The organism is Neoroseomonas lacus, from assembly GCF_014644535.1.
Classification (GTDB): domain Bacteria; phylum Pseudomonadota; class Alphaproteobacteria; order Acetobacterales; family Acetobacteraceae; genus Neoroseomonas; species Neoroseomonas lacus.
The window spans coordinates 67,793-87,855 of record NZ_BMKW01000013.1; the positions used below are offsets into that span (position 1 = coordinate 67,793).

The following is a 20,063-nucleotide window of genomic DNA, read 5'->3' on the forward strand; positions in this document are numbered from 1 at the left end:
CCGTCAGTGATGGTGGGGGGCAGCGGGGCCGCGCGCGCCGGCTGACTCGACGGCGAGTTCCACCCGGACCTCGCCGGCGCGTTCGAAGCGCAGGATCAATGGCACGCGGCTGCCCTGATCCATCGCGGCGGTCAGCCCGATCATCATGATGTGGAATCCGCCCGGGCGCAGTTCGACCGTCTGGCCGGGTGCGATGGTGATGTCCTGCACCGGGCGCATGCGCATCACGTCGCCGTCGCGGACCATGCTGTGCAGTTCGACCACGGGCGCGACCGGCGATGTGGCGGAGAGCAGCCGGTCCGGCTGGGTGCCGGTGTTGGTCAGCTTCAGGAAGCCCGCGCCGGTGCCACGGGCGCCCGCGGCGCGCGTCCAGGGATGGCCGATGGTGATGTCGCCGGCGGTGTAGTCATGCGCCGCGACAGGCAGGGCGATGATGGCGAGGGTGGCGCCGAGGAGGCTGCGACGGGTGATGATGGTCATGGCTGTATCCTTGAGACGGTTCACCGGGCGGCGGGCGTGGTGAACACGCTGTGCGGCCGGGGCGGGGCAATGCGGATGGTGGCGGCGTCATCGCGGCGATGCGGGACGCGACGCGCGGCGCGTGCGGGGGCACGCGCGGCGGCGGGAAGCCTGGACATGGAAAGGACCTTCGTCGGGACGAACAAAAAGATCCGCGCGCGCGGCGGCGCGGCGGGCGGGTGTCGTCAGGCGAAGGTGGGTGGGGCCCTGGGTGCGAAGGGCGGGGCGCGCGCGGCCTGCTTCAACCCGTGCGACGGCGCGATGTGCCAGTTGAAGGCGACGGTGACCCAGGCCGGGGTGGCCAGGACAGGCGCCACCGGCAGGAAGGCTTGTGGCAGGGCGTGGCAGGCCGGGCAGAAGCCGCCCGAGGTTTCGGGGGCCGGCACCGCCTTGCCATCCGGCCCGAGATGCAGCGTGCGCACCCCGTCGGGCGAGCAGACCACCGTGTCAAAGCCGGCGGGGGTGGTGACCATCGCCAGGCAATGCGCCGGCGCCAACACGACCTGCAGAAGCAGGACGAGCGCGATCAGGCGCGCGACGGGGCGAAAGACGTTGATCACGCTCAAGGCGTAACGCGGTCGGGCGCGGCGGGCAAGCGCGCGACCCGCCAACCCGTTCCTTGGCCGGATGCACCGGCATCGGGCCGCGAGCGCACAGCGCGACCGCGCCCAGGCCGTCAATTGCCGCCCATGCGCCTGGGCGAGGCGCGCCAGCCAAGCCGGCGGATGCCGGTGCCGGCGCTTGAGGCAAACCAGGACTTAGCGTGAAGCGGCGCGCGGGCCGCCCCTCTTCACGCCGCCTTGCGCGCCATCAGGTCGTATTCGACCTCCGGCGTATAGACCGATGCCTCCTTGCCCAGCCGCGAGGAGAACAGCGTGAAGTACTCCACCTGCAACGGTGCCGCGCGGAACAGGTTATGCGCCTGGACATAGGCGATGACCTTCTCGGGCGGCGCCCGGTCGGTCCGCGCGATCGACACATGCGGGGAGAACCGCTTGCGTTCGGGGGCGAGGCCGATGCGCTGCAATGCCGTCTCCACCTTGTTCTGCAGATGCGTCAGCGCATCGTTGCGTTCCGCGCCCACCCACAACGAATGGATGCGCCCCGCCTTCTCGAAGGTGCCGACGCCGCGCAGCGACAATTCGAACGCCGTGCCACGGATGGCGGCGAGCGCGTCATCGACCTCCTGCGCGCGCCAGTTCTCGATGGCGCCGATGAAGCGGAGCGTCAGGTGGTAATTGTCGGGCGGAATCCATTTCGCTCCGGGAATGCCGCCGGCCAAGGCGGAGAGGTCGGCGCGGCACTCGGCGGGCAGACCCAGGGCAACGAACAGGCGCAGCATCTCTCGCCCCCATTCTGGCCGGGGAACGGGTCAGCCCGCGGGCACCCGCCCCAGCAACGACTCGACTGATGGAAGCATGCGACGGACCAGTTCCGCGACGCCAGCCTCATTCGGATGAATGCGGTCCGGCTGGTTCAACGCCGGGTTGCCCGCCACGCCCTCCAGAAGGAAGGGATAGAACACGACATCGGGACGTGCCTCCGACAATCGCGTGAAGGTGCCGGCGAATTCCCGCCCGTAATCGGCGCCGAGATTGGGCGGCGCCAACATGCCCGCCAGCATCACCGGCAGGCCGCGCGCGGCCAGCGCATCGAGGATGGCGGCGAGGTTCGCCTCGGTCGCGCGCGGTTCGATGCCGCGCAGCCCGTCATTGCCGCCGAGGGCGACGATCACCGCCTGGGGCGCCTCCGCGAGCGCCCAGTCGAGCCGCGCGCGGCCGCCCGCCGTGGTGTCGCCCGACACGCCCGCGTCGATCACACGCACCGTGTGCCCCTTGGCGCGCAGCGCGGCCTCGAGCTGTGCCGGCAGCCCCTGCCCGCGCGCCAGCCCATAGGCCGCGGTGATCGAATCGCCCAGCATCAACAACCGGGACTCGGCAGCGCGGGCCGGCATGGCGGCCAGCAGCGGCAACACTCCGAAACAGGCCGAAAGTTTGCGGATGACCGACCGGCGCCCATATCGGTTCGAAAGCCGCGGAAATCTGAACGACATGGATGCCCTTCTCAACACCACCCCGAACGCCCCGGGGCGCCAGGCCGGCGCGTCGCTGATTCTCGCCACCGACCTGCACTTCAAGGTGAGGGCCCCCTCCGGCGAGATCAATATCCTGCACGGCATCGACCTCGCCGTGGGCGGCGGGGAGGCGGTGGGCATCGTCGGCCCGTCAGGGTCGGGAAAGACCTCGCTGCTGATGCTGCTGGCCGGGCTCGACCGGCCGACCGGCGGCACGCTGTCGGTCGCCGGCCACGACCTGACGCGCATGGATGAGGACGCGCTGGCGGTGTTCCGGCGCGAGACGGTGGGCATCGTCTTCCAGGCCTTCCACCTGGTGCCGACCATGACGGCGATCGAGAATGTCGCCGTGCCGCTCGAATTCGCCGGCCGAGCGGACGCCTTTGACCGGGCTGAGGTCGCGCTGCGCTCGGTCGGCCTTGGGCATCGGATGACGCATTACCCCGGCCAGCTTTCCGGCGGCGAGCAGCAGCGCGTTGCCTTGGCGCGCGCCTTCGTCGCCGAGCCGAAGCTGCTGCTGGCGGATGAGCCGACCGGCAACCTCGACCGCGCCACCGGCGGGCAGGTGATGGACCTGCTGTTCGGGCTGCGCGAGCGGTTCGGCACCACGCTGCTGCTGATCACGCACGACACGCTGCTCGCCGAACGCTGCGAACGGCAGGTCAGGATCGAGGATGGGCGGATCGTGTCGGACGGGGTGCGGTGATGCACGCCTGGGCGGCAATGGTGACCGGAAAGGGCCTTTGCCCCTCTCCGGACCTCTCCCCACCAAAGGCCCGTGGACTTTGGACACCGATACCGGGCGTTGGGCGAGCGGGGGCCTTCCCGCAAGCGGGACAGGCGCCGCGCCCGGTGTCCGGCGCGGCGTCTCAACGTCGACAACACCGCTGGACCTCGCTCCAAGGTCAAGGTGTCCAGAGGCCCTTAGGCCTTTGGCGGGGTGAGGTTCGGAGAGGGGCAGCGCCGCTCTCCGAGGCCACGACCACCGTAAGGATCGCGCCTATGGGGTGGCGCCCCTCACCGGCGACCTTCCGGGGCCTTCCCGCGTCATGAACACCCTCTCCCTCGCCCTCCGCTTCGCGCGCCGCGACTTGCGCGGTGGCGTGAAGGGCCTGCGCATCGTGCTCGCCTGCCTGGCGCTTGGCGTCGCCGCCATCACCGCCGTCGGTACGCTGCGAGCGGGTGTCGAGGCCGGCATCGCCGCCGATGGGGCCCGCATCCTGGGTGGTGAGGTCGAGATCGCCTCCCAGCAGGGACCGCTGCCGCAGGAAGCGATCGACTGGGTCACCACGCAACGGGCGCGGCTGTCGCGCGTCACCACCATGCGGGCGATGGCCGTCGCCCCTGACGGTGAGCGCACCCTCGTCGAACTCAAGGCGGTGGACGACGCCTATCCGTTGTTCGGCGAGTTGGTGCTCGACCCGCCGGGCCAACTGGCGCCCGGCGAGGCGGCGGTGGAACGCGTCGTGCTCGACCGGCTCGGCCTGGCGCCGGGGGCTGTCATCCGCATCGGCGAGGCGCGCCTGACCCTGCGCGGCACCATCGCGACGGAACCCGACAAGGTCGCCCGCCCGGCGATCTTCGGGCCGCGCGTGATGATCGGCATGGCGGACCTGGCGACGACGGGGCTGTTGCAGCCGGGCAGCCTGGTCTCCTTCGAATACCGCCTCGCCCTGCCGGAAGGGGCAGACCGCCGCGCCTTCGCCGAGGCGCTGCGCGCCGCCTTCCCGCAGAATGGCTGGCGCATCCGCACGGCCGACGCGGCCGCGCCCTCGGTCAACCGCTTCGTTGATCGCGCCGCCTTCTTTTTAACGCTGGCCAGCCTGACGGCCCTGCTGGTGGGCGGCATCGGCGTGGCGACGGGAGTACGCGCCTGGCTCGACCAGCGGGCGCGCACCATCGCAACCTTGCGCTGCCTCGGTGCCTCGGCGCGGGTGATTTTCGTGACCTACCTGATGCAGGTGCTCGCCCTGGCGGTCCTCGGCATCGCCATCGGGCTGGTGGCGGGCTTCGGGCTGACCACCGTGGCGGCGACGGTCCTGGCCGATTCCCTGCCGGTGCCGCCGCGGCTCGGCTTCTATCCGGCGGTGCTGGGGCTGGCCTCGCTCTATGGGCTGCTGACGGCGCTGGCCTTTGCGCTGTGGCCGCTCGGGCGCGCGATGGAGATCCCCGGCGCGGCGCTGTTCCGCGACACGCTGCAGCCGGCCGGGGTGCGGCCGCGCCTCACCCTGGTGGCGGGCACGGTGGCCGCCGGGCTGGCGCTGGCGGTGCTGATCATCGGCACGGCCGAGAACCGGGCCTTCGCCGCGTATTTCGTTGGCGGCGCGGTGGCGACGCTGGTGGTCTTCCGCCTCGGCGCCGTGGCGCTGATGGCGGCCGCCCGGCGCTTCCGCACGGTGCGCCGGCCGTCGCTGCGGCTGGGGCTGGCCAATCTGCACCGGCCGGGGGCGCCGACGCCGCTCATTCTCGTCTCGCTCGGCATCGGGCTGACCACGCTCGCCGCGGTGGCGCTGATCGAGGGCAATCTACGCCGCCAGATCGGAGACCAATTGCCGGCGGCGGCGCCGAATTTCTATTTCATCGACATCCAGTCCGACCAGGTGGCGGCGTTCGACCGCGTCGCCGCCGCCCAGCCCAGCGTCAGCGAGGTCCAGCATGTGCCCTCGATGCGCGCACGGATCGTCGCGCTGAACGGTGTGCCGGTCGAACAGGTGCAGACCACGCCGGAGACCGCCTGGGCGCTGCGCGGGGATCGTGGCCTGACCTATGCGGCGAGGCCGCCGGAGGGCACGCGGATCGTCCGGGGCGCATGGTGGCCGGCCGACTACAGCGGGCCGCCGCTGGTCTCCTTCGACCAGACCCTGGCGCGCGGCTGGGGGGTGGGGATCGGTGACACCATCACGGTGAACGTGCTCGGCCGCGACATTCCGCTGCGCATCGCCAATCTGCGCGACATCGAATGGCGCGGGCTGGGGCTGAACTTCGTGCTGGTCGCCTCGCCGGGGCTGCTGTCGGCCGCGCCGCACACGCACATCGCCACGGTGCGATCGGGCACGGCGGAGGAAGGCGCGGTGCTGCGCGCGATCAGCGAGGCCTTCCCCAATGTCTCCGGCATCCGGGTACGCGATGCTCTGGAACAGGTGGCCGAGTTGCTCGGGAAGATCGGCACGGCGCTGACCGCCACCGCCTCCCTGACGCTGGCCGCCGGGGCGCTGGTGCTGGCCGGGGCGGTGGCGGCCGGGCAGCGGCGGCGGGTGCGCGACGCGGTGGTGCTGAAGGTCGTCGGTGCCACGCGCGCGCAGATCCGCCGGGCCTTCCTGGTCGAATTCGGGCTGCTGGGGGCGACCGCCGGGGTCATCGCGGCCGGCATTGGCACCGCGGCGGCCTGGGGCGTGGTGCGCTTCGTCATGGGGGCGGATTGGGTATTCCTGCCCTGGACGCTGGCCGTGACGGTGCTCGCCTGCACGGCGCTGACGCTGGCCTTCGGCTATGTCGGGACGGCGCTGGCGCTGCGGGTGCGGCCGGCACCACTGCTGCGTAATGAGTAGGTAGGGAGGGTCCGGCGGAATCGGCTGAAAACCGCGCAAAATTGCCGGAATGGACCGGTGGCGATCCCTACCACGCGCGCAATCCTTCCTGTAAGGTCGCCCCGGTCGAATTCAACCGGCCCCGAATTTCCATCGAGGATCTGCCATGTCGTACACCACCCGCTCGCGCCTGAAGCTGGCCGCGTTCGTTCTGCTGCCGCTGCTCGGCGCCTGCGCCACCACGCCGCCGCAGCCCGTGACGCCGCCGGCGCCGGTCGTCGTCTCCACCGCCAAGGAAGCTGTCGGCGTCGTCCGCAGCGTGAACCCGCGCACCCGGCAGATCGCGATCCGCACCCCGAGCAACGAGACGGTCACTGTCGTCGCCGGCCCCGAGGTTCAGAACTTCGCGCAGATCCGCCGTGGCAACCGTGTCCGCCTGCGCTTCGAGGAAGCGGTGGCGGTGCAGCTGACCCCGCGCGGCACCAACCTGCCGGCGGAGGTGGATGTCGGCGCCGCCCGCGCCGCCCCTGGCGAGCGTCCGGCTGGCGCCGTCGTGACCACCGTGCGTGACACCGTGACCATCAACGCGGTCGACACCACGGCGAACACGGTGACCTTCACCTCCTCGCGCGGCGTGCGCCGGACTCTGCCGGTCCGCTCGCCCGAGATGCAGGCCTTCATCCGCACGATCCGCCCGGGTCAACGCGTGAATGTTGCGATCTCCGAGGCGGTCGCCCTCTCGGTCGAGCCGGCCGAGGGCTGAGTGACGGGCCGGGACCGTCGCCGCTCGGCAACGGTCCCGGTCTTTACCGAATGACTACCGCCGCCATGCGATCCTGTAAGGGAGGCATGGCGGGGGATGCAGCCGGGCAAGCCGCATCCCATCTCAATGCCGGCGCCAATCATCGGTGACCGACGGGGCCCACGGTCTCCCGTTGATCCAGATGAAAAAGTGTCCATATTCTGCATAGCGGGGAATCATCCCCTTCGGAGGAGTTTTCCACACCATGGCCTTAGGTCCCGACACTCGATACACGACGGGTGCGCCCGGCTGGGGTCGCAGCGCGACCGCCGACGCCGCCGCCGTCGATGCCGGCCTGCGGTCCTACATGCTCCGGGTCTACAACTGGATGGCGTCGGGGCTGCTGCTGACGGGCATCGTTGCCTATGTCGTCGCCTCGACCCCGGCGCTGATGAACCTGTTCTGGTCGGTCGGCTACGCGGCGAACGGCATGCGCGTGGTCAGCCCCACGCTGCTCGGCTGGGCCGCGATGCTCTCGCCGCTCGCCTTCGTGCTGGTGCTCTCCTTCGGCATCAACCGCATGAGCAAGAGCACGGCGCAGCTACTGTTCTGGGCCTTCGCCGCAGCGATGGGCGCGAGCCTGTCGAACATCTTCCTGCGCTACACCGGGCAGTCGATCGCCAGCACCTTCTTCATCACCTCGGCGATGTTCGCGGGCATCAGCCTGTATGGCTACACCACGAAGGCTGACCTGACGAAGATGGGCAGCTTCATGATGATGGGCCTGATCGGCATCATCATCGCGGGCGTGGTCAATATCTTCCTCGCCTCGAGCGCGCTGGCCTTCGCCATCAGCGTCATCGGCGTGGTCGTGTTCGTCGGCCTGACGGCCTATGACACGCAGCGCATCAAGGCGGACTACCTGTCCTACGCCTATGCGGAAGGCACCGAGGAAGCCGGCAAGCGCAGCGTGCTCGACGCGCTGGCGCTGTACCTGAACTTCGTGAACCTGTTCCAGCTGCTGTTGTCCTTCATGGGCCAGCGCCAGAACTGATCCGGCCCGGCCCGACAGGCCGGCCAAAGGAAAGGCCCCGGGGAGCGATCCCCGGGGCCTTTTTCGTGTCCGACCCTGTGGGCCGATTCAGTCCTCGACGTCGTCCGCTTCCTTGTCGGCGGCGTCGGCCTTGCCGCCCTTGTCACCCTTATCCGCCTTGCCGAGGTAGATCAGGATCTTGTCGATCGCGCCCTGCTTGTCGGTGGCGTCGATCGCCGCGACCTCGGCCGCCAGGCGGTCGAGCGCCTGTTCGTAGATCTGCCGTTCCGAGAAGGACTGGTCCGGCTGGCCGGCATTGCGGTGCAGGTCGCGCACGACCTCGGCGATCTGCAGCGGGTCGCCGGAGTTGATCTTCGCCTCATATTCCTGGGCGCGGCGGGACCACATGGTGCGCTTGATGCGCGCGCGGCCCTTCAGCGTGTCGAGCGCCACCTGCATCGCCGCCCCGGCGGCCAGCTTGCGCAGGCCGGAGGAGGCCGCCTTGTTGACCGGGACGCGCAGCGTCATCCGGTTTTCCTCGAAGGTCACGACGATGACCTGCAGGGAATAGCCGGCGGCTTCCACCGTCTCGATGCCCTGGACCTGGCCGACGCCATGGGTCGGGTAGACCACGTGGTCGCCGGCCTTGAAGTCCTCCTTCTGGCGCGGCGGCGCCTTGGCCGCGGCGGCGACCATCGCCGGCGAGGCGGAAGGCCGCTGCGGCGGGCGGTGCGGCGGCGGCGGGGAGACGATCGCGCGCGAGGGCGGCGGCGGGATCGGCGTGCGCGACGGCGCCAGCGGCGCGACCGGCGTGGTGACCGCCGGCGGGGCCGGAGCGCGCGGCGCCACGGGCTTCGGTTCCGCCGCCACGGGCTGCGGGGCGGCCGTCTTTGCCGCTGGGGCTGCCTTGGTGGGCGCCTTGGTCTTTTGCATTGGTATCGGGGTGGCCTTGGTGTTGGCCGCGGGCTTCGCCGCGGTCTTGGTGGGCACTTTCACCGCCTTGGCGGCGGCCTTGGTCTTGGTGGGCGGCGTCGGTATCTTGGCTTTCGGCTTGGTGGCGGTTGCCGCCTTGGCAGTGGTGCGGGACTTGGTCGGCGCCGTCGGGCGAGCCGTTGCCTTCATCGCGGAGTCGCTCCTGCTCCCGCAACGCCCGCCGGCGTTGCGGCCGAGCCCGGACCGGTCAGGCCCGAGCCGAAAATGCCATGACCGCGACACGCCGTATGGCGCAGCACGGCCATCCATTTGAAACCATAGCAGAAAAAACGCCCCCCGTCACCCCGCGGGCGCGGCTGTGCCGGCGGGGCGGCCCCCGCCTCCGTGCGGACGCCTCGTTCAGCCCGGGTTGGGGCTGAACAATTCCTTCTTGCCCGGCTTGTCCTTCCACTCATCCGCATCGGCCGGCGCCTCACCCTTGCGGGTGATGTTGGGCCATTGCGTCGCATAGGTGCGGTTCAGTTCAAGCCAGGCGGTCCCCTTGTCGTCGCTGTCGGGAACGATGGCTTCGGCCGGGCATTCCGGCTCGCACACGCCGCAGTCGATGCATTCATCCGGATGGATGACCAGCATGTTCTCGCCGACGTAGAAGCAGTCCACCGGACAGACTTCGACGCAGTCCATGTACTTACACTTGATGCAGTTCTCGGTGACGACGTAGGTCACGGGCAGAGAGCCCCCGGTGCTCGTGGTTGCGGCGCACCCAAAATGGCTGCGCGGGGCCCCGGTCGCAAGACGTCCTGCGCACAGGGCTGGGGCGCGATGGCCGCGCGAGCCGACCATGCGCCGGCCGGCACGGGATGGACGTGGGGCCGCCGCCCCTCGCGACCCCGATCCGGGCCGTCGACGATCGGGCGGCACCGGCCCGCAACGCCTGTCACGGCGACCGTATCCGGGACGGGTGGCCGCATGAGGGTGCCAGCCGGCGCCGCATCCGCCACGACGGAAGCCCTTCAACCACCGCCGGTGCCGATCCGCAGCGAGTGGTACAGCGCCACCAGCCGGGCCGCCTCGCTCTCCCAGGCATAATCGGCCCGCGCGGCGCGCCAGCCCGCCTCGCCCAGCGCGCGGCGCCGGGCCGGGTCGGCCAGCGTCGCCACGGCCTCGGCGACGGCTGCCGCATCGCCGCTGTCCACCAGCAGCCCGCAGCCGGCCGCGCGCACCACCGCGGCGACCTCCTCGGCGAAATCCGGCGCGATCACCGGCAGCCCGGCCGCCATCGCGTCGAACAGCTTGTGCGGCAGCGCCAGGCGATGGTTTTCCTCGCCCCGCTGGAACAGCACCAGCGCGACATCACATCCCCGCAGCCGGCGCAACGCCTCGGCCTGCGGCAGCCAGCCAGTCACCTCGACCCGGTGGGCCAAGCCCAGCACCGCGGCGCGGGCATGGAACTCGGCCTCGCTGCCATCGGTGAAGCGGCCGATCAGCAGCAACCGCGTCGCCGGGTCGGCGCGCGCCAGCACATCGAGCATGCACGGCCAGCCCCGCGCCCGCGTGACGGCCCCGAGATGCCCGAGCAGCAGCGGCCCCGGCCCATGCGCGCGCGGCGGGGCGACCGGCGCCGGAGCGTAGTTGCGCACGGCGACGACCCGGGTACCGCCAAAGGGACCGTCGAGCCCGTCCTTCGCCACCACCACCGCATCGGCCAGCCGACCCATCACATGGCAGGCGGCGGCGATCGCGGCGCGTACCGGCGGCCGCAGCATCGCCGGCAGCCGCGCATCGAGCCGCGAGGGGTAGTGTTCATGCACGTCCAGCACGGCGTGCGCGCCGCAGCGACGGGCGGCGATCAGCGCCGCCAGCCAGGCATCGGGCTCGGAGGCGTGGATCGCCGCGGGGCGCAGCGCCGCCGCGTCGCGCGCCAGCGCCCACAGGCCTCGCAGGCGACGGTGACGGTGCGGCAGGATCTCGACCCCGTCGATGAGCGTGCGGGCCTCGCCGGGGCACAGATGCACGACGCGCCAACCGGCGGCGGCCAGCGCCGCGCCCTCCTTGCGGACCACCCGCGTGTCGCCCGGCGGATGCGCCGCCGAGAGCAGCAACACCGGGCGCGGTGCCGCCAGACTCGCGTCGTCGGGGCAAAGCCGCCCGGCGCCATCCGGCGCGAGGCGTGGCCTCGCGGTCAGTGCCCGTTCAAGCATCCGCCATCCGGCCATGCGGCCCGCCGCTCACCCGGCCAGTCATGCCAGGACCATGGGCCGGTGCGGCGCGTCTCGACCGGATCTGTCACGCCGCCAGCACCTCGGCCAGATGCTGGCGCATCCGCGTGCCCGCCTCGCCGTCCCACAGCGGGATCGGCCGCGCCCGGCCGGGCGGGTCAAGCACGGCGCGCGACAGGGTCTCAGGCGTCACCAGCCGGTTGCCGCCGGCCGCGATGGTGGCCGGCCGCTCGGTGGAGGGGCGCAGCGTCAGGCAGGGCAGGCCAATCGCCGAGGCTTCCTCCTGCACGCCGCCGCTGTCGGTGGCGACCAGTCGGGCTTGCGCCATCAGCGAGAGGAAATCGAGGTAGCGCAGCGGCGGCAGCATGATGACACCCTCGGGCGGGGTGCAGGCGAAGTCGCGCATCCGCGCCGCGGTGCGCGGATGTATCGGCCAGGCGAAGGGCATGTGCCGTGCCGCTGCGGCCAGTCCGTTCAACAGGGACGATAGGGCGCGCCGCTCATCCACATTGGCCGGCCGGTGCAGCGTGACGACGCCGTAGCCGCCCGGCACCAGGGCCTGCGGTAGGGCGCGTTCCCGCGCCTGCGGCAGGTGGCGCAGCACGGTATCGACCATGGCATTGCCGACGGCGCGCACGCGATGGGCGCCGAAGCCGTCGGCCACCAGGCGCATCGCCGCCTCGCGGTCCGGCGCCCAGAGCAGGTCACTGATGGCATCGAGGGCGCGACGGTTGATCTCCTCGGGCATGTCGCGGTCGTCGCAGCGCAGCCCGGCCTCCAGATGCGCGACGCGGATGCCGAGCTTGCGCGCGGCGAGGCCGGCCGCCAGCGCGCCATCGACATCCCCGGCGACCACCACCAGGGCAGGGCGGCGCCGCTGCCAGGCGGCCTCAGCGGCGATCATCGTCCGCCCGGTCAACTCGGCATGGCTGCCGCCCGCGATGCCGAGCGCGATCTCCGGCGCCGGCAGGCCGAGATCCTCCAGCAGGTCGCCGAACATCGCCGCGTCGTGGTGCTGGCCGGTGTGCAGCAGGACGGGGGTGCAGATCGGCCTAGCCTCGGCGAGCGCATGCCACAGTGCGGCGAGCTTAGGCAGGTTCGGCCGCGCCGCGGCGACAAGGTGGATTTCCGGCAGACTCATGGCAGGTCGGCTCCCTCGGAGCGGCTTCCGATCAGGCGGCACCGGCGCGCACCCTACCCGGCCGTCTGACGGCCGTATCCTCGCTGGGCGGGTGGGTGGCTGCGCGGGCCACGGCCGAATCCGAGGGATCGGAAGGCGCGCGCGAGCGGTTCCCCTGAGCGTTGAACCCCTCCGGTGTGGTCCGGGCGAGCATCTTCGCCCATCCGGATGATTCAATCCGAATGGGATCCGCTCCACCGCCCGCGGGGCTGGGCCGGCTGGATGGTCGCGATGCCGCGGCTTCCACGACGGCGCAGAATTGTTCGGCGAGCAGGCGGCGGTCCCAGCGCGTCACAGCCTGGCGCCGCCCGGCGATGCCCATCGCCGTTCGCTGTGCCGGGTTGCCGGCGAGGCACTGCAGAGCATCGGCCAGCGCCGGTGCATCGCCCGGCGGCACGGCGATGCCCGAAGGCCCGTCCTGCACCAGCCGCGCGGCGCGGCCCGGCTGGTTGGTCACCACCGGCCGGCCGGCGGCGAGGCCGTCCATCAGCTTGTTGGGTGCGGTCCATTCGGCGAAGGCTGGTACATCGGCCAACAGGTGCAGCGCGACCTGGCAGCCGGCATGCAGCGCGCCGAGGGCCGGGCGCGGCATGGGATCGAGGAAGGTGACGTTGATCAGCCGCTCGGCCTGGGCGCGGGCGATGAGCGCCGGCTTCTCGGCGCCCTCGCCGACCAGCAGGAGGCGCAGCCGCGTCTCGCCCCGCGCGCGCAGCATCGCGGCGGCATCGAGCAACGTGCTTAGCCCGTTCGCCCGCCCATGCGCCCCGGCATAGAGGGCGAGGCATTCGGTCGGGCCTGCCTGTTCCGGCCGCCAGCCGGCGACATGCGGGCCGAACAGGCCGAGGTCGCAGCCATTCGGCACGACATGGACGCGCGCGGGGTCGGTGCCGCGGGCCAGGGCGGTCTCGGCCATGCCGTCGGTCAGCGCGACGACGGCGGCGGCGCGGCGGCAGGCGGCATTGGCGAGGTGCTCCATCGCCGCCAGCGCCGGGCCCGGTACGCCGCCCAGGGCGCGGGGCAGTTCGGGCCAGGGGTCCCGGATCTCGAAGATGAAGGGCGTTCCGCGCAGCGCGCGCGCCGCGAGCGCCGGCACCGCCACGGTCAGCGGCGTGGAGGAGGCGACCACCACGTCGAAGCGCCGCGTCAGCGCCAGCCGCGTCGCCGCCGCCGCATAGCGCAGGAAGGCCGTCGTGCGCGCCCGCAGGCCCATCGCATTGGCGCAGGGGATGTCGAATTCCATGATCTCGACGCCGCCGACCCGGCCGGCACGGCAGCCCCGGCGGAATGGGCCGCCCAGGCCGGTCGTCGCGCCGTCATAGCGACCGCAGGCGATCGTCACCGCGTGGCCGCGCGTCGCCAGCGCCTGGGCGAAGGCATGGCTTCGCGTCGCGGTGCTGCCGGATGGCGAGGAATAGTGCTGGTGCAGGTACAGGACGCGCAGGCTCATGCCCGGCACGCCCCCCGGATCGTGGCGATGATGCGGTCCTGTTCCGCCTCGGTCATGCCGGTGCCGGAAGGCAGACACAGGCCGCGTGCGAACAACGCCGCCGCCACGGCGCCGCCGGCGCCCGGCGCGTCGCGGAACACCGGCTGGTCGGGCAACGGCTTCCAGACCGGCCGGCTCTCGATCCCGGCGGCGTCGAGCGTCTGGCGCAGCGTCTCGCGGTCCATGCCGAAGCGGACGGGGTCGACCAGCATGGCGGTCAGCCAGCGCGTTGCCAGGCCCCAGGGCGCCTCGGGCATGAAGCCGATGCCCGGCAGGTCGGCGAACGCGGCGGCATAGCGGTCGAAAATGGCGCGGCGGCCTGCCACGCGGCGGCCGAGTTCGGCGAGTTGCACCGTGCCCACCGCCGCCAGCAGCGACGACAGCCCGTAGGAATGCCCACTCGTCGAATGCTGGTAATGCGGCGCGGGGTCCTTGGCCTGGTGGGCGAGGTGGCGGGCACGGGCGACCAGCAGCGGGTCATCGGCGACCAGCGCGCCGCCGCCGCCCGCCGTGACGATCTTGTTGCCGTTGAAGGAGAGCGCGGCGAGCAGCGCGCCGCGCCCGGCGTGCCGGCCATGCAGGCTGGCGCCGAGACCCTCGGCGCTGTCGCTGATCACCGGCACGCCCCAGCGCCCGCAGGCGGCGAGGATGGCATCGAGTTCGGCGCTCTGCCCGTAGATATCCACCGCGACCACCGCGCGCGGCAGTTGCCGGCGCCCCGCGGCCGCATGCAATTCCCGCCGCAGCAGGCCGGGGTCCAGCGTCCAGGAGGCCGGGTCGACATCGAGGAAGCGCGGCACCGCGCCCATCTGCACCGCCGGCGCGATGGTGGCGATGAAGGTAAAGCCCGGCGCCCACACCTCGTCGCCCGGCGCGATGTCGAGCACCCGGAAGGCCAGGTGCAGCGCCGCCGTGCCGGAGGCGGTGGCGAGCACATGCGGAAAGCCGGTCGCGGCGGTGACGGCGGCCTCGAAGCCGGTGATGGCGGGCCCGGCGGGGGCGACCCAGCCGCTGTCCAGCACGCCCTGCACCGCCGCTGCCTCACGCCCGGTCAGATGTGGCGGGGAGAGGTGAATCCGGCGCGGCGAAGCCTCGGCGGTCAGGCCATCGAGGGACCGGGCGGCGGGGCGAAACGGCGCGAGATATGTCACCTGGATACGTTATGCAATGATTCGTAAATCAACCAGGGGTTATATTGTTTTTTTCGTTTGCAGCGCCGGCATGGTGGCGTGGCCCGGTGCGGTCGCGCCGCGCGCCGTGGCGGCGAGCGCCGCGCAGCGCAGCAGCAGCCATACGTCGCGCGTCAGGCGTGGCGGTGCCTCGGCGTAACGCGCATCGAGTTCGAGCCGCGCCTCCCATGGCACCGCATTGCGCCCAGCCGCCTGCGCCAGGCCGGCAAGGCCCGGCCGCACCGTCAGCCGCTGCGCCTGGCGGGCGGTAAAGCGCGGCAAGTAGTCGAGCGGCAGGGGGCGCGGGCCGACCAGGCTCATCTCGCCGCGCAAGACATTGACGAGCTGCGGCAATTCGTCGAGTGCCACAGCCCGCAGCGCGCGGCCGGTGCGCGTCATGCGGGCGGCATCGTCGCCGGGGCCGTCCCGCAGGCTGCGGAATTTCAGCAGGGTGAAGGGTACGCCGTCGCGGCCGGCGCGGGTCTGGCGGAACAACACCGGCCGACCGAGCGCCAGCCGCACAAGCAGCGCCAGCCCAATCATCACGGGCACCAGCGCCGCGAGCAGCAGCGCCGCGGCGATAACGTCAAAGCTCCGCTTGCCGAAGCGCCGGTACATGTCGCGGTGTCGCCGTGATGCCGAGGCCGAGGGCGAGCCCCAGCGCGAACCAGGCCATGCGGTTGCCGAGGTCGGTCGAGACCATGACCGAGAGCGCCACCGGCAAGGCCAGCGCCGCCACCCGCGCCGCATCGCCGGGCGCCGCCCGCGCGCCGAGCCGCAGTGCCACCAGCGCGCCGCCGCCGAAGGCGAACAGCCACAGCGTCAGGCCCGGCAAGCCGCCCTCGGCCAGGGCCTCCAGCAAATGGTTGTGGGGGTAGAGGCCGCGCCGTTCGCCATGCCCGGCGGCGATGGTGAAGCCGCCCGTGCCCAGCCCCCAGGGCGTGGCCGCGCCGCCCTGTTCGGCGGCGGCGCGCCACAGCGGCAGGCGGCCGGAGGATTGCGCCACTTCACCTTCCGACAGTCGTTCCAGCGTGCGCAGCCCGGCGGCGAGCGGCGGGTCCGACAGCACCGCCGTCAGCACCGCCGCCACCCCCAACACCACGGCCAGCGGCCAGAGCAGTGCGACGCCGCGCCGACCACCGCGCCACAGGGCAATGGCCGGCGCGACTGACACGGCGAGAGCCAGCGCCGCCAGCGCCGCCCGCCCGCCCGGCATCAGCGAGGCGGCCGAGAGCAGCGCCGTCAGCCCCACCCAGCCGAGCCGGGCCGGCAGGCGCGCGGTCTCAGACGCCCGGATCGCCGCCACCGCCGCGGCCGAGGCGATGGTCAACCCGGCGATCTGGTACTGCACGCGGAGCTGGTCGGGGCTCGCCCCCGGCAGGCCGCCGAGCACGATGCTGTCATGCGCCAAGCCCCAGACGATGGCGGTGGCGACGACGACGCCGATCACTACGGTGGCATCGGCGCACCACGCCAGGGCGCGGTCCCGCGCGGCCACCGCCATGCCGGCCGCCAGCATCGCCGGACCCATCAGCACGGCGTCCGGCAGCTTGGCGGCGAGGATGCCGCGCGAGGGGCTCCAGGCGCCGGCGACCACCATCCACAGCCACAAGGCACCACAGGCGGCCAGCGGCAGGCCAAGCAGCGGGTCCGCCCGCCACGCGCAGCCGGCCGCCACCAGCACCAGCGCGGCCAGCAACCCGAGGGCGGCGACGGCGGTCAGGTCGACCGGCAGGGCCGTGCCGAGGGGGGTGGATTTCAGGGTGCCGGCGAATTGCAGGATAGCGGCGAAGAGGCCAGCGAGCGCGGTCATGGCGGGGCGGCGCTGGCGAATGGAGAGGGGCGCCGCCCCTCTCCAGACCTCACCTCACCACGGGCTCCCATCGACATTGCCCTGCAATGCCGATGGGGTCCCACAGGGTGCCCGGCACCCTGGACCGCCGGAACCGAGCGCCAGGCATCAAGGTTTGGATGCTGCGACGACACGCGCTGCGGGCATAACGGCGCCAAGGATTCCCAGGCTCCGGGCGTCGGGCATCCTCGGTCTTGCCGGCATGCCTGCCTTGCCCGATCCCTGGCGTTGGGCAGCAGGGGCGGCCCCACCAATACGCGCCACGGCGGGCACGGCAGGTCCTTCGGGTCCCGACCCTGACGGTCATGCCCTGCGCCCCGCAATGGTGTCCAAAGGCCTCGGGCCTTTGGCGGGTTGGCTTGGAGGGGCAAAGCCCCTCCAATCTTCGCGCGGGCGGGGGAATGCCATCCCCGTTCAATCCCCATTGGCCACCTCCGGCGACCGCCGGGTGGCGCGGCGCGGCCGGTCCACCACCAGCTCCGGCTCCCGCCGCACCCGCTCGGCGGTGGTGAGCAGCGCCGCAGTCGGGTCGTAGCGCATCAGCAGCAGCGCCATCGCCCCCAGCAGCACCGCCATCGGCACCGTCACGCACAGCAGCGCCACCAGCAGCGGGCGGTTGGGCAGGGAGGGCCGTGCCTCGACCATCGGCGCCGAGACCAGCCGCGCCGCCACCACCTCGTCGGCCGCCACCACCAGCCCGGCGCGTTGCTGTTGGGCCAGCAACTCGTACAGGCTGTTGCGGAGGAAGATGTCGGTCTCGCGCGCGATGCGCCGCTCCAGCGCGGCGACGCGGCGGCCGGCCTGTTCGGCGAGGTCGGCGCGCACCTTGGCCTCGGCGAAGGCATGCAGGTGGCGCAGCATGGAAAGCGCCAGGCCTGCGTCCTGCTGCCCGATCTCCAGCGTCCAGGTCACCGAGGCGAGCGACTGCGTCACCGCCAGGTTGCGCGTCAGCCAGTCGAGCACGTCATCGGCGTCGACCTCGCGGTCCAGGCCGAACAACTCGCGCAGGGCACCGCCGGGCCCGGCGCGGCGGCGTTGCGTCAGCGCGGCGGCGATCGCCGTCTCGCGCACCAGCATCGCCGCGGCTTCGGGCGAGCGCAGCGCCCCGAGATAGACGGCGAAGTTCCCGTTCGGCCGGGTGTCGAGCAGGCCCGCCGGCGCGAAGGGCGAGGGCGAGAGCAGCGAGGAGACGGCGAAGGAGGTGGTCTCGGCCGGCGCCACCACCGCCTGCGCCACGAAGGCGCGCGGCATCACCATCACCACCGTCACGCCGCCGACCCACACCGCGGCGATGATGCCGAACAGCCGCCAGCGCCACCGCCACAGCCCGGCCAGGAGCATCGGCAGGGGCATCAGCCGGCCTCGACCACGGTGGTCAAGCGCGAGACCGGCGCGACGGCGGCGAGTTCCAGCACCGTCGCCGGGTCGACGCGCCCATAGGCCGGGCTGTGCCAGCCTGACGCCAGCCGGATGCGGCAGGGTGCATCGGCCGCCAGGCGCAGCCGCGCGCGCGGACCTTGCGCGCCATCGGCCGTCACGCGCCATGCCCCGGGCGCAAGGCGCCAGCGGAGCACCAACCCCGCGAAGGGGCCGGCGACCTCGTCCTCAATGACCACGCTGTGCGTCGTGGCGTGCAGCCGCCGTTCATGCCGCCGGCTCCGCGCATCACGCATCGTCGCGCCACCGGGCACCGCCACGCAGCGCGGCCAGCGCGCGAAGAGGAAGCGGCCGACGCGCGGCATCTGGTCTTCGTCGTCGAATTGCACCGTGTTGTGGCCGGCGGTCCCGGCCAGCACCTCGGTCCACCAGCTGAAGCCGGATGGCGGGTTGTAGGCGCCGGTGCCGCCATCGGTCAGTAGCGGGGCGCCATCGAGGGCGAGGTCAAGATGCAGCAGGTCGGCCTGGGACGGGCGGAAGCGCAGGGGGGCGCCGGTACGCAGCAGGGCCTGGAAGCGTGGGGTGCGGAGGCCGAGCCAGCCTTCGCTGCGCCAGGCGAGCGGGGCACCACCAGAGGGGCGTCGCCCCTCCGGACCTCCCCACCAAAGGCCTAAAGGCCTCTGGACACCTCCTGTTGGCCTTGGGCAGGGCGGGGCGTCCGCGTCGTCGCGACCCACATCGAGCGCGACGGTGGGGCTCTCGCTTACGCCTCCTGGCGCCAAGCGGGGCGGAGCATCGGCGTCGTCAAAACCCACATCGGGAAGGAACAATGCCGCCGCGCGGCCGACACTGCCGCGCGCGTCCAGGGCGCCATGCAGCGACAGGTCCGCCAGGGCTGAATCATCCACCGGCCCGCAGCGCGGCAGTGCGCCCGTCCGGGGGTCCATCACGCGATCCAGCCACCGCGTCGCCGCCGCCGCGCGGTCGGCGAAGGGGGCGGCGAACGCCGGCGCGCCATGGCGGCGGCGGAACCATTCGGCGACCACCAGCGTGTCCAGCAGCAGCCGATGATAGCCCGGCGAGGCCTGCGCGAAGGCGCCATCCGGCGCCACCAGCCGCGTCACCGCCCGCGCCAAGCCCCGCGCACCTCGCCGCGCCAGCGCCGCATCGCCCAGCACCAGGCCGATAACGAACAGGCCGGCCAACTCGCTGATCACATGGTTGTTGTCCTGCGCGGCGGCATAGGCGCGCGTCGCCGCGATCCGTCGTGCATGGACGCCCAGCAGCGCCCGCATCGCCGGCGCGGGGGCACGGTCCGCCTCCAGCAACGCCAGCGCCAAGCACAGATGCACCGCCCGCAAGGCGGCTTCCTGCCCACAGGCCCAGGCCGGGCCACGATAGGACGGGTTGGCCTCGGCCCAGTCGCGCAGCACCGCCTCGGCCCGCGCCAGATGCCCGCCGCCCGGCGCCAGCCGCGCCGCCTTGGCCAGCAAGGGCAGCGCCAGCAGCCGGTTCGCCTCCCAGACCGGACGGATGTCGCCGGCCGAGAACAGGTCGAGCCCCAGCGACGGCACATCGGCGGGGAAGGCGCCATGCCAGCCGGGCGCCAGGGCAACCTCGGCGGCGGCGGCCAGCGCGGCAGCGTCGCCCTGCCCCACCGCCTCGGAGAGACGGTGCGGCAGGAATGGCCCATCCGGCAGCGCCACGTCCCGCAGCGCCCGCGCGGCGAGCCCGCTGCGCCGCCAGGCCCGATGCCACCCCGCCAACAGGCAGGCGCGCGGCCCCAGCCGCCAGGCGGCATCGGCGAGCAGCCAAAACCGCGGGGAGACCCGCACCCAAGCACCGTCACCGCGAACGGCGGGCACGGCAGCCTCGGCCAGGGTGACGCTCTCGGTCAGGGCGGGCAATCCACAGGTTAACAATCGCCTGTAAGTTGTATAATACTTTTCCAA

At 72.5% G+C, this 20,063-nt stretch carries 19 protein-coding genes; 4 read left to right on the forward strand and 15 right to left on the reverse strand.

The window, feature by feature from the left end; genetic code table 11:
- Positions 1 to 3: 3 nt before the first annotated feature.
- The 5 genes from IEY36_RS23550 to IEY36_RS23570 all read right to left on the reverse strand — a co-directional run bounded on the left by IEY36_RS23550 (position 4) and on the right by IEY36_RS23570 (position 2,572).
- Complete coding sequence (locus tag IEY36_RS23550) at positions 4 to 480, reverse strand: copper chaperone PCu(A)C (RefSeq protein ID WP_188971485.1); 477 nt, start codon at positions 478 to 480, stop codon at positions 4 to 6.
- A 20-nt stretch (positions 481 to 500) separates the two neighbouring features.
- Positions 501 to 638 carry a hypothetical protein gene (locus tag IEY36_RS23555; protein WP_188971487.1) on the reverse strand — a complete coding sequence of 46 codons (138 nt, stop codon included), beginning with the start codon at positions 636 to 638 and terminating at the stop codon, positions 501 to 503.
- A 66-nt stretch (positions 639 to 704) separates the two neighbouring features.
- On the reverse strand, positions 705 to 1,085 hold the full coding sequence (locus IEY36_RS23560) for a hypothetical protein (protein ID WP_188971489.1): 381 nt from the start codon (positions 1,083 to 1,085) through the stop codon (positions 705 to 707).
- A 224-nt stretch (positions 1,086 to 1,309) separates the two neighbouring features.
- Positions 1,310 to 1,861, reverse strand: coding sequence for an RNA 2',3'-cyclic phosphodiesterase (thpR, locus tag IEY36_RS23565; RefSeq protein ID WP_188971491.1), 552 nt, complete (start codon positions 1,859 to 1,861; stop codon positions 1,310 to 1,312).
- Positions 1,862 to 1,891: 30 nt separating this feature from the next.
- On the reverse strand, positions 1,892 to 2,572 hold the full coding sequence (locus tag IEY36_RS23570) for an arylesterase (protein WP_188971493.1): 681 nt from the start codon (positions 2,570 to 2,572) through the stop codon (positions 1,892 to 1,894).
- Here IEY36_RS23570 and IEY36_RS23575 point away from each other — a divergent pair.
- The 4 genes from IEY36_RS23575 to IEY36_RS23590 all read left to right on the forward strand — a co-directional run bounded on the left by IEY36_RS23575 (position 2,571) and on the right by IEY36_RS23590 (position 7,916).
- Complete coding sequence (locus tag IEY36_RS23575; RefSeq protein ID WP_188971495.1) at positions 2,571 to 3,299, forward strand: ABC transporter ATP-binding protein; 729 nt, start codon at positions 2,571 to 2,573, stop codon at positions 3,297 to 3,299. The genes IEY36_RS23570 and IEY36_RS23575 overlap by 2 nt on opposite strands.
- Before the next feature lie 343 nt (positions 3,300 to 3,642).
- Positions 3,643 to 6,141: an ABC transporter permease gene (locus IEY36_RS23580; RefSeq protein ID WP_188971497.1), complete on the forward strand. Its 2,499-nt coding sequence runs from the start codon at positions 3,643 to 3,645 to the stop codon at positions 6,139 to 6,141.
- A 145-nt stretch (positions 6,142 to 6,286) separates the two neighbouring features.
- Entirely contained in the window at positions 6,287 to 6,883 is a 597-nt protein-coding gene (locus tag IEY36_RS23585; RefSeq protein WP_188971499.1) for a hypothetical protein, read from the forward strand.
- Between the two features lie 244 nt (positions 6,884 to 7,127).
- Positions 7,128 to 7,916: a Bax inhibitor-1/YccA family protein gene (locus IEY36_RS23590; RefSeq protein WP_188971501.1), complete on the forward strand. Its 789-nt coding sequence runs from the start codon at positions 7,128 to 7,130 to the stop codon at positions 7,914 to 7,916.
- Positions 7,917 to 8,003: 87 nt separating this feature from the next.
- Here the strand turns inward: IEY36_RS23590 and IEY36_RS31145 are convergent, their stop codons facing one another.
- The 10 genes from IEY36_RS31145 to IEY36_RS23640 all read right to left on the reverse strand — a co-directional run bounded on the left by IEY36_RS31145 (position 8,004) and on the right by IEY36_RS23640 (position 20,018).
- Positions 8,004 to 9,017: a CarD family transcriptional regulator gene (locus IEY36_RS31145; RefSeq protein WP_268238180.1), complete on the reverse strand. Its 1,014-nt coding sequence runs from the start codon at positions 9,015 to 9,017 to the stop codon at positions 8,004 to 8,006.
- 210 nt (positions 9,018 to 9,227) lie between these two features.
- A complete protein-coding gene (gene fdxA / locus IEY36_RS23600) occupies positions 9,228 to 9,554 on the reverse strand; it encodes a ferredoxin FdxA (RefSeq protein ID WP_188971502.1) in 327 nt (108 codons plus the stop codon).
- Between the two features lie 287 nt (positions 9,555 to 9,841).
- Entirely contained in the window at positions 9,842 to 11,029 is a 1,188-nt protein-coding gene (locus IEY36_RS23605; protein ID WP_188971504.1) for a glycosyltransferase, read from the reverse strand.
- An 85-nt stretch (positions 11,030 to 11,114) separates the two neighbouring features.
- Entirely contained in the window at positions 11,115 to 12,188 is a 1,074-nt protein-coding gene (wecB, locus tag IEY36_RS23610) for a non-hydrolyzing UDP-N-acetylglucosamine 2-epimerase (protein ID WP_188971506.1), read from the reverse strand.
- Positions 12,189 to 12,219: 31 nt separating this feature from the next.
- Positions 12,220 to 13,674 carry a glycosyltransferase family 4 protein gene (locus tag IEY36_RS23615; protein WP_188971508.1) on the reverse strand — a complete coding sequence of 485 codons (1,455 nt, stop codon included), beginning with the start codon at positions 13,672 to 13,674 and terminating at the stop codon, positions 12,220 to 12,222.
- Positions 13,671 to 14,864: a DegT/DnrJ/EryC1/StrS family aminotransferase gene (locus IEY36_RS23620; protein ID WP_229681531.1), complete on the reverse strand. Its 1,194-nt coding sequence runs from the start codon at positions 14,862 to 14,864 to the stop codon at positions 13,671 to 13,673. The genes IEY36_RS23615 and IEY36_RS23620 overlap by 4 nt, the downstream gene beginning before the upstream one ends.
- A 39-nt stretch (positions 14,865 to 14,903) precedes the next feature.
- A complete protein-coding gene (locus IEY36_RS23625; RefSeq protein WP_188971510.1) occupies positions 14,904 to 15,500 on the reverse strand; it encodes a sugar transferase in 597 nt (198 codons plus the stop codon).
- On the reverse strand, positions 15,469 to 16,695 hold the full coding sequence (locus IEY36_RS23630) for an O-antigen ligase family protein (RefSeq protein WP_188971512.1): 1,227 nt from the start codon (positions 16,693 to 16,695) through the stop codon (positions 15,469 to 15,471). The genes IEY36_RS23625 and IEY36_RS23630 overlap by 32 nt, the downstream gene beginning before the upstream one ends.
- 453 nt (positions 16,696 to 17,148) lie before the next feature.
- Positions 17,149 to 18,087: a hypothetical protein gene (locus IEY36_RS23635; RefSeq protein WP_188971514.1), complete on the reverse strand. Its 939-nt coding sequence runs from the start codon at positions 18,085 to 18,087 to the stop codon at positions 17,149 to 17,151.
- Complete coding sequence (locus tag IEY36_RS23640; protein WP_229681532.1) at positions 18,087 to 20,018, reverse strand: heparinase II/III domain-containing protein; 1,932 nt, start codon at positions 20,016 to 20,018, stop codon at positions 18,087 to 18,089. Before IEY36_RS23640 ends, IEY36_RS23635 begins: the two co-directional genes overlap by 1 nt.
- Positions 20,019 to 20,063 lie beyond the last annotated feature (45 nt).